This is a genomic window from Micromonospora sp. NPDC051141, from assembly GCF_044455765.1.
Lineage (GTDB): Bacteria > Actinomycetota > Actinomycetes > Mycobacteriales > Micromonosporaceae > Micromonospora.
In genome coordinates this window covers 1-1,735 of sequence record NZ_JBITFD010000047.1, presented here as the reverse complement: position 1 = coordinate 1,735, position 1,735 = coordinate 1, and the positions used below count along the sequence as shown (strand labels likewise).

The window sequence follows — 1,735 nt, the reverse complement described above, 5'->3', positions numbered from 1 at the left end:
CAAAACTCCGCATCAAACCCACCATCCCCACCCCCCACCGACACACCCCGCACCACCGGCCAAAACCGCTGACGCTCAAACGCATAGGTAGGCAGTTCCACAGTCCGCCGGCCGGCACTCGTGTCGAGCAGTGTCGGCCAGTCCACCGCCACGCCGTGCACGTGGACCCCGGCGACCGCCGTCAGGAGTGTCTGCGGCTCGTCGCGATCGGCGCGCAGCGTGGGCAGCCACACCCCTGCATCGGGGGTGTCGGTGTCGGCCATCGAGGTCAGCGTGCCGTCCGGGCCGAGTTCGAGGAACACGCCCACGCCCTGCTCACGCAGCGCGTTCACCGCATCGTGGTAGCGCACCGTGTGGCGGGCATGCGCCAACCAGTATCCCGGTTCGGTCACGTCCGCGCCGGGGGTGCCATAGACCACCGGGATGGTCGGCTCACGCCACACCACCCCGCCCAACACGTCGGCGAACTCGGCCAGCATCGGCTCCATCAACGGCGAATGGAACGCGTGACTGACCCGCAACCGCCGCGCCTTACCACCGGCGTCCCGCCACTGTTGCGCCAAGTCCAGCACCACGGTCTGGTCACCGGAGATCACCGTCGAGCGGGGACCGTTGACCGCCGCCACCCCCACCAGATCGGTGTGCCCGGCGATCAACTCCTGCGCCTCGACGTCGCTGGCGGTCAACGCGACCATGGCCCCGCCAGCGGGAAGCGCCTGCATCAGGCGGCCCCGCGCGGCCACCACCGCCACCGCATCAGCCAGATCCCACACCCCCGCCACATGAGCCGCGCTCAACTCGCCGATCGAATGCCCCGCCACATACTCCGGGGCCACCCCCCACGAACGGACCAGCCGGTACAACCCCACCTGCACCGCGAACAACCCAGCCTGGGTATACATCGTCTGATCCAACAGCTGCGCCTCGCCCGCGACCACGTCCCGCAACGACCGTTCGAGATGCTGGTCGAAGGACGCACAGACCTGATCGAACACGTCAGCGAACACCGGATACGCCTCGTACAGGCCCAGACCCATCCCGAGGCGCTGGCTACCCTGCCCAGAAAACACCGCCGCCAGCCGCCCGGAACCGGCGACCCCGGTCACCACCCCTGGCGCCTGGCCACCCGCGGCCAGCGCCCGCAACCCATCCATCAACACCTGCCGGTGCTGGCCGAGTACGACACCCCGATGGGTGAACCCGGTCGCCCGGCTGTCCACCAACGCCCGCCCCACCGCAACCGAATCGACCTCGGGTCGGTCGGTCAGGAACCCGGCCAGCCGCTGCGCCTGCGCCCGCAACGCCACCTCGGACTTGGCCGACAACAACCACGGCACCACCCCGCCCAGCAGCGCCGGCGGCTGTTGGTCCGAACCCGCCGGGTCGGTCGGTGTGTCCTGCGGCGACTCGAACAGCTCAGCGCCGTCCGGGGTCGCGGTCGGTTCGGGTTCTTCCAGGATGAGGTGGGCGTTGGTGCCGCTGATCCCGAACGACGACACCCCAGCCCGCCGCGGCCGGCCGTTGACCGGCCACGGTGTGGCCTCGGTCAACAGACGCACCGACCCAGCCGACCAGTCCACATGAGTAGACGGTGCATCCACGTGCAGCGTCCTGGGCATCAACCCGTGCCGCATCGCGAGGACCATCTTGATGATCCCCGCGACACCGGCGGCGGCTTGGGTGTGGCCGATGTTCGACTTCACCGACCCCAACCGCAACGGCCGACCTGCCGGCC

Annotated in this window: 1 protein-coding gene; it reads right to left on the bottom strand. The window is 69.7% G+C overall.

Annotated features, from left to right (window positions below):
• A partial coding sequence (locus ACIA6B_RS32515; RefSeq protein ID WP_396779318.1) for an acyltransferase domain-containing protein occupies nt 1–1,703 on the bottom strand: 1,703 nt, incomplete at its 3' end.
• Between the last annotated feature and the right edge of the window lie 32 nt (nt 1,704–1,735).